The sequence below is a fragment of the Mycobacterium sp. 141 genome, assembly GCF_000382405.1.
Classification (GTDB): domain Bacteria; phylum Actinomycetota; class Actinomycetes; order Mycobacteriales; family Mycobacteriaceae; genus Mycobacterium.
Map to the genome: position 1 here is coordinate 399,670 of NZ_KB908257.1, position 6,330 is coordinate 405,999.

Below are 6,330 nucleotides of genomic sequence, written 5' to 3' on the forward strand. Positions count from 1 at the left end.
ACGTCCCTTCGACTGTTCGGAGCGAAGCTGCTCATCGAAAGTAGGGTCACTCGCAACGTTTAGTCAATACCCACGGTACCGCATACTTTCCGGCGTGGTCAGATCGTTACCCTTCGGATGTGCGCCACATCCACGTCATCGGTATCGGCGCGGGCGACCCCGACTACGTCACGGCACAAGCGGTTTCCGCACTCAATGACACCCAGGTGTTCTTCGCGATGGACAAGGCGCCGCGGCGAGGCGCCGACGAGCTGGTTGCGCTGCGGCGGTCGATCTGCGAACGGTTCATCAAATCCACACCTGGGGCACCCGGGTACCGGTTCGTCGAGCTGATCGATCCGCCGCGCGCGACCACCGGGGAGTACACCAGTGCAGTCGCCGATTGGCATGCCGAGCGGGCCGGCATCTGGGCGCAGGCGATCGAGACCGAACTCGGGCCCGACGGCGTCGGCGCCTTTCTGGTCTGGGGTGACCCGTCGTTGTATGACAGCACGCTGCGCATCCTCGACCGGGTCGCCGAGCAGGTGGAATTCGACTACGACGTCATTCCCGGAATCACCGCCATCCAGGCGCTGACGGCACGGCACCGTATCCCGCTCAACGACATCGGCGAGCCGGTGCTGATAACCACGGGGCGCCGGTTGCGCGAGGAGGGCCTCTCCGGCGCCGCGGTGGTGATGCTCGACGCCGAATGCTCGTTCCAGGATTGCCCGCGGCAGACCCGGATCTGGTGGGGCGCCTATCTGGGCACGCCCGAGGAGATCCTCGTCGCCGGCCGCGTCGGCGAGGTGGGGGAACAGATCGTTGCGGCGCGGGCCCAAGCGCGCGAACGCCACGGCTGGATCATGGACACCTACCTGCTCCGATCGGCAGACTGACAGTCATGACGTCATTTCTGTTGCGCGCCGGGCTGACCGGGCTCGCACTGTGGATCGTGACGCTGATCGTGCCGGGGATGAGTTTTGTCGGTGGAAACACGACCGTGGCGCGCGTCGGCATCATCTTCGTCGTCGCGGTGATCTTCGGTGTGGTCAACGCGATCATCAAACCGATCGTGCAGATACTCTCGATCCCGCTGTACATCTTGACCCTCGGACTCATCCACATCGTGATCAATGCACTCATGTTGTGGATCACGTCCCGGATCACCGAGAGCACCACCCACTGGGGCCTGCAGATCAACGAATTCTGGTGGACCGCGATCTGGGCGGCGATCGTGCTGTCGATCGTCAGCTGGCTACTGTCCCTGGTCTGGCAACCCGAGCGCTGAGACCTGTTCGGTCAGGTCGGCGGCGGTGTCGGCGGCCGCCGCGGTGTTGCCGTCGTGTTCCAATGCCCAACACGCTGCCAGGGTGCGGTAGGCGAGTTGCTCGGCGACCACCACCGTCGGCCACATGCGTTCGGCCGCAGCACGTTGCGACGGTGATCCGCCGACGCCGACGTCGTAGGCGGGCAGCATCGCCATCGCGCGCAATTGCAGATCCCTGCGGTCGGTACGGGCTTGGGCGGTGGTGACGTCGCCGGTCGCCAGATGGCGCACTGTCGACTCGATGGCGGTCACCGTGCCCGAGATCGCGGTCGCCAATCCGGCCGGAGGGCGACCGCGCTCGGTCAGCCAATACACCAAAAGGGCGACGGCACAACCGATCAGCGTGTCACCCCCACGTGCCAGTAGTAGCGCACCGAGACCGGCGACCGGCGTGCCACCCGACGCGATGGTCAGCGCCGCGGGCGTGATGAAGATGACGGCAAGAGTGTAGTTACGCACCACGCACATCTCGATGGTGAACTGCAATGCGCCGAGCACCAAGGCCAACCACGCTCCCTGCGGGTGCAGCGCCAGGATCGCCCCGGCCACGCCGAGTCCCAGCCAGGTACCCAGTGTGCGTTCGATGCCGCGCTGTACCGTGCGCAGCCAATCGAAACCCTGATGCAACATCAGCACTGCGGTCGCCATCGCCCAGTAAGCGTGGCTGATTCCCAACACCCCGGTGATGGCGCCGGCGATAAATACCGCGATTCCGACGCGGGCTGCCAGCCGCATGGAGTTGGAACCCGGGGTCACCGCCCGGCGCAGCAGCGCCGCCGCGCTGGGCCTACCGAGCGGAACCCCTTCCACGCCATGGTCGTCGATGAAGGCGTCGGCGGGCACGGTGGCCAGATGCCGCGCAAGTTCCGCCCCGTCGAACGGCAACGGCCGGCCGGTGTCGGCGCTGCGCATGGCTTCGGCGAACAGCGCGTGCAAACGGCGGTTCACCACCCGCAGGCGGTAGAGAGTGTCATCGGGTTTGGGTTGCACGGGCTGGTAGGTGACCAACGTGATCCATGCGGTGTGCAGCAGTGTGGCGGCCCGGTGCCGGGCGGCGGCTTCGGCATGAGCGTCACCGCCGATCGTTTCGATGTACCCGCTGATCGCCGTTGCTGCGGCCGTAACCGCGGCGCGCTCCGGGCCGCGCGGGCGTGTCAGCGCGCCCGCCATATGAACCAGCCAGGCGAATGCGCCGCCGGCGAGCACCAGCACAGCGAGATGGGCCGGCGTCAGGTGTGTGGTGGCCACCCCGGTGCCCGCAGCGCAGGCCAGCACGAACAGGTAGGCGCCCGGCGGCCCGATGGCCAGTGCGTTGCACACCAGCACGACGACCATCGCGATCACGGTGACGGTCCCCACTGCCAGCCACGGCGCGGCAGCCGCCCAGTCTCCGAGCGCCACCGCGGCGGCGAAGCACACCACGACCACGCCGAGATAGACGCCACGGTTGAGGTAAGGCCTGCCACTGCCGTACAACGAGGTGAACCCGCCGATGGTGGCGATCAGCCCGGCAGCGATGTCGCCGAACGCCCAGCCGACGAGCACTGGCACCGTCATGCACAGTGCTGCGCGCAGCGCGAACGAGAATCGGCGTGGTCCGCTGTTGAGCACGAAGATGTTTCGTAGCGGGTGGGAAACCGGTTTGGGCGCGGGCCGGTCTGACATGGATACCAGCATGCTCGGTGTGGGCCTGACACACTGGAAGGCGTGCCCGAGCTACCTGAGGTGGAGGCCCTCGCCGACCATCTACGTCGACATGCCACCGGACGGGTGGTGACGCGCGTCGACGTGGTTGCCCTCTCGGTGCTCAAGACTTTCGACCCGCCGGTGTCCGCTCTGCACGGGCAGACCGTTACCGGAGCCGCTCGGTGGGGCAAGTACCTGGGTCTGCAGGTCGGTCAGCTCTATCTGATCACTCACCTGTCGCGGGCGGGCTGGCTGCGCTGGTCGAACAAACTGGCGCCCACCCCGCTCAAGCCGGGCAAAGGGCTGATCGCCCTGCGGGTGCATCTGGACGGGGAGGGGTTCGACCTCACCGAGGCCGGGACGCAGAAGCGCCTTGCCGTGTGGGTGGTGCGCGATCCGTCAGAGGTGCCTCAGATCGCGGCACTCGGTCCTGACGCGCTGTCGCTCGATCAGGCCGGTCTGGCCGCCGCACTCGCGGGGGAGAGCGGCCGGATCAAGAACGTGATCACCGACCAGTTGGTGATCGCCGGGATCGGCAACGCCTACAGCGACGAGATCCTGCACGTGGCCAAGCTGTCGCCCTTCGCGACCGCGAGCAAGCTCACCGAGGCCCAGTTGGCCGATCTGCACGATGCGATGATCTCGGTGCTCACCGATGCGGTGACCCGCTCGGTCGGACAGCAGGCCGCGACGCTCAAGGGCGAGAAGCGATCCGGGCTGCGCGTGCATGCCCGCACCGGGCTGCCCTGCCCGGTGTGCGGGGACACTGTGCGGGAAGTGGCGTTCGCCGACAAGTCTTTTCAGTACTGCCCGACGTGCCAGACCGGTGGCAAAGTGCTGGCCGACCGCCGGATGTCACGGTTGCTCAAGTAGCAGTGCTCATCCCGGCAGCTCTTTGGTAGGTGTCTAACTCGGTTATCCTGCTGCCATGATCCGCCAGAAGATCCTCATCACCGGTGCCAGCTCGGGCCTGGGCGCCGGTATGGCCCGACAGTTCGCGGCCAAGGGGCGTGACCTGGCGTTGTGCGCCCGTCGTATCGAGCGGCTCGACGAACTCAAGGCTGAGCTCGCCGACCGGCATCCCCACGTCAAGGTGGTTGTCGCGGAGCTGGACGTCAACGACCACGAGGCCGTGCCCAGGGTGTTCGGTGAACTGTCCGACGAACTCGGCGGGATCGACCGGGTCATCGTCAACGCGGGCATCGGGAAGGGCTGGCCGCTCGGTGAGGGTAAGCCGTGGGCCAACAAGGCCACGCTGGAAACCAATCTTGTTGCCGGCCTGGTACAGATCGAGTCCGCGTTGGAGATGTTCAAGAAGTCCGGTTCCGGGCACCTCGTGCTGATCTCGTCGGTGCTCGGCAACCGCGGGGTCCCGGGCGCCAAGGCGGCGTACTGCGCGAGCAAGGCCGGCATGACCTCTCTGGGTGAATCGCTGCGTGCCGAATACGGCAAGGGACCGATCCGGGTGACGCTGATCGAGCCGGGCTACATCGAATCGGAGATGACGGCGCGAGCGAACTCCACGATGCTCATGGTCGACAACGAGACGGGTGTGCGGGCGATGGTCGATGCCATCGAGAAGGAAAAGGCGCGCGCAGTGGTGCCACGCTGGCCGTGGGCTCCGCTGACCCAGGTGTTGCGACTGTTGCCGCCGAAGTACACCAAGCGTTTTGTGTAGTGGGTTATTTTGCGCGTCCGCGTTCTACGCGGTAGCGGCGTACTAGGGCGTCGGTTGAGGAGTCGGATTGTTTGGTGGGGGATTCGTCGCAGGTGATGACTGGGAGTAGTGCTTTGGCTTGGGTTTTGCCTAGTTCGACGCCCCATTGGTCGAAGGAGTCGATGCCCCAGATGATGCCTTCGGTGAAGACCTGGTGTTCGTAGAGTGCGATCAGTTGGCCGACGACTGATGGGGTGAGTTTGGTGGCCAGGATGGAGGTCGAGGGCCGGTTGCCCGGCATGACCTTGTGCGGCACGATTGCGGCGGGGGTGCCTTCGGCGGCGATCTCGGCGGCGGTCTTGCCGAACGCCAGCACCTGGGTTTGGGCGAAGAAGTTGCTCATCAGCAGGTCGTGCATGCTGCCTTCGCCGTCGGCGGTGGCGAGATCGTCGACGGGTTGGGAGAACCCGATGAAGTCGGCGGGGATCAGCCGGGTGCCTTGGTGCAGCAGCTGGTAGAAGGCGTGTTGGCCGTTGGTTCCTGGCTCGCCCCAATAGATTTCGCCGGTCTCGGTGCTCACCGGTGAGCCGTCGCAGCGCACTGATTTGCCGTTGGATTCCATGGTCAGCTGTTGCAGGTAGGCTGCGAATCGGTTCAGGTCGTTGGTGTAGGGCAGGACCGCGCGTGATTGTGCGCCGAAGAAGCTGGAGTACCACAGGCCGATCAGGCCGAGCAGTGCCGGGGCGTTGTCTTCCAGTGGGGCGGTGCGGAAGTGTTCGTCGACAAGGTGGAAGCCGGCCAGGAACTCGGCGAAGCGTTCCTTGCCGATCACGGCCATCACCGAGAGGCCGATCGCCGAGTCCACCGAGTAGCGGCCGCCGACCCAGTCCCAGAAGCCGAACATGTTGTCGGTGTTGATGCCGAATTCGTCGACCAGCTTCTTGTGGGTCGAGACCGCCACGAAGTGCTTGGCCACTGCGGCATCGCCGAGTGCTTTGACCAGCCAGCGTCGCGCGGCGGTGGCGTTGGTCAGCGTCTCCAGTGTCGAGAAGGTCTTGGAGGAGACGACGAAAAGTGTTGTGGCGGGGTCGAGTCCGTCGAGTGTGGTGACCAGGTGGGCGGGGTCGACGTTGGACACGAAGCGTGCCGAGATGCCCGCGTCGGCGTAGTGCCGCAGCGCGTCGTAGACCATCACCGGGCCCAGGTCCGAACCGCCGACGCCGATGTTGACGACGGTGGTGATGCGCTTGCCGGTGGCCCCGGTCCATTCACCCGAGCGCAGCTTGTCGGTGAAGGCACCCATCCGATCGAGCACATCGTGTACATCGGCGACCACGTCGTGGCCGTCCACGGTGAGTTCGGCGTTGGCGGGTAACCGCAGTGCGGTGTGCAGTACGGCGCGGTCCTCGGAGGTGTTGATGTGCTCACCGGAGAACATGGCGTCGCGGTGCTGCTCCAGCTCCGCGGTGCGGGCCAGCTCCACCAGAAGCTTCACCGTCTCGCGGGTGATGCGGTGCTTGCTGTAGTCGATATAAAGGTCGCCGACGTTCAACACCAGCTCGGTACCGCGGGCGGGATCCTCGGCGAAGAACTCACGCAAGTGGGTCTCACCGATCTTGTCGTGATGACGGATCAGAGCTTGCCACGCGGCAGTAGTCGAAATATCGGCGCTCATGCT

Annotated in this window: 6 protein-coding genes and 1 pseudogene; 5 read left to right on the forward strand and 2 right to left on the reverse strand. The window is 65.7% G+C overall.

Features of this window, described 5'->3' with window-relative positions; genetic code table 11:
- Window positions 1-119 precede the first annotated feature (119 nt).
- Window positions 120-878, forward strand: coding sequence for a precorrin-6A synthase (deacetylating) (gene cobF / locus H276_RS0107230; RefSeq protein ID WP_019970633.1), 759 nt, complete (start codon window positions 120-122; stop codon window positions 876-878).
- Window positions 879-883: 5 nt separating this feature from the next.
- Entirely contained in the window at window positions 884-1,270 is a 387-nt protein-coding gene (locus H276_RS0107235) for a phage holin family protein (RefSeq protein ID WP_019970634.1), read from the forward strand.
- On the opposite strand, the gene H276_RS0107240 is transcribed toward H276_RS0107235, so the two are convergent.
- Window positions 1,238-2,974 (reverse strand): FUSC family protein, encoded by a 1,737-nt coding sequence (locus H276_RS0107240; RefSeq protein WP_231376619.1) that lies wholly within the window; start codon window positions 2,972-2,974, stop codon window positions 1,238-1,240. The genes H276_RS0107235 and H276_RS0107240 overlap by 33 nt on opposite strands.
- A 42-nt stretch (window positions 2,975-3,016) precedes the next feature.
- On the opposite strand from H276_RS0107240, the pseudogene H276_RS25515 reads away from it, so the two are divergent.
- The 3 genes and pseudogenes from H276_RS25515 to H276_RS0107250 form a co-directional block, all read left to right on the forward strand.
- Window positions 3,017-3,313: pseudogene (locus tag H276_RS25515) on the forward strand (DNA-formamidopyrimidine glycosylase family protein); the annotation flags it as partial.
- An 87-nt stretch (window positions 3,314-3,400) separates the two neighbouring features.
- Entirely contained in the window at window positions 3,401-3,868 is a 468-nt protein-coding gene (locus tag H276_RS25240) for a zinc finger domain-containing protein (protein ID WP_231376626.1), read from the forward strand.
- Window positions 3,869-3,923: 55 nt separating this feature from the next.
- Complete coding sequence (locus H276_RS0107250) at window positions 3,924-4,673, forward strand: SDR family oxidoreductase (protein ID WP_019970638.1); 750 nt, start codon at window positions 3,924-3,926, stop codon at window positions 4,671-4,673.
- A gap of 4 nt (window positions 4,674-4,677) precedes the next feature.
- Here the strand turns inward: H276_RS0107250 and pgi are convergent, their stop codons facing one another.
- Window positions 4,678-6,327: a glucose-6-phosphate isomerase gene (gene pgi / locus H276_RS0107255; RefSeq protein ID WP_019970639.1), complete on the reverse strand. Its 1,650-nt coding sequence runs from the start codon at window positions 6,325-6,327 to the stop codon at window positions 4,678-4,680.
- Window positions 6,328-6,330: the final 3 nt, after the last annotated feature.

What these genes read in the sequence shown, in the direction of transcription:
- H276_RS0107250 (WP_019970638.1), top strand. Translation starts at nt 3,924, where the DNA reads ATGATCCGCCAGAAGATCCTCATCACCGGTGCCAGCTCGGGCCTGGGC.
- H276_RS0107235 (WP_019970634.1), top strand. Translation starts at nt 884, where the DNA reads ATGACGTCATTTCTGTTGCGCGCCGGGCTGACCGGGCTCGCACTGTGG.
- pgi (WP_019970639.1), bottom strand. Translation starts at nt 6,327, where the DNA reads ATGAGCGCCGATATTTCGACTACTGCCGCGTGGCAAGCTCTGATCCGT.
- H276_RS0107240 (WP_231376619.1), bottom strand. Translation starts at nt 2,974, where the DNA reads ATGTCAGACCGGCCCGCGCCCAAACCGGTTTCCCACCCGCTACGAAAC.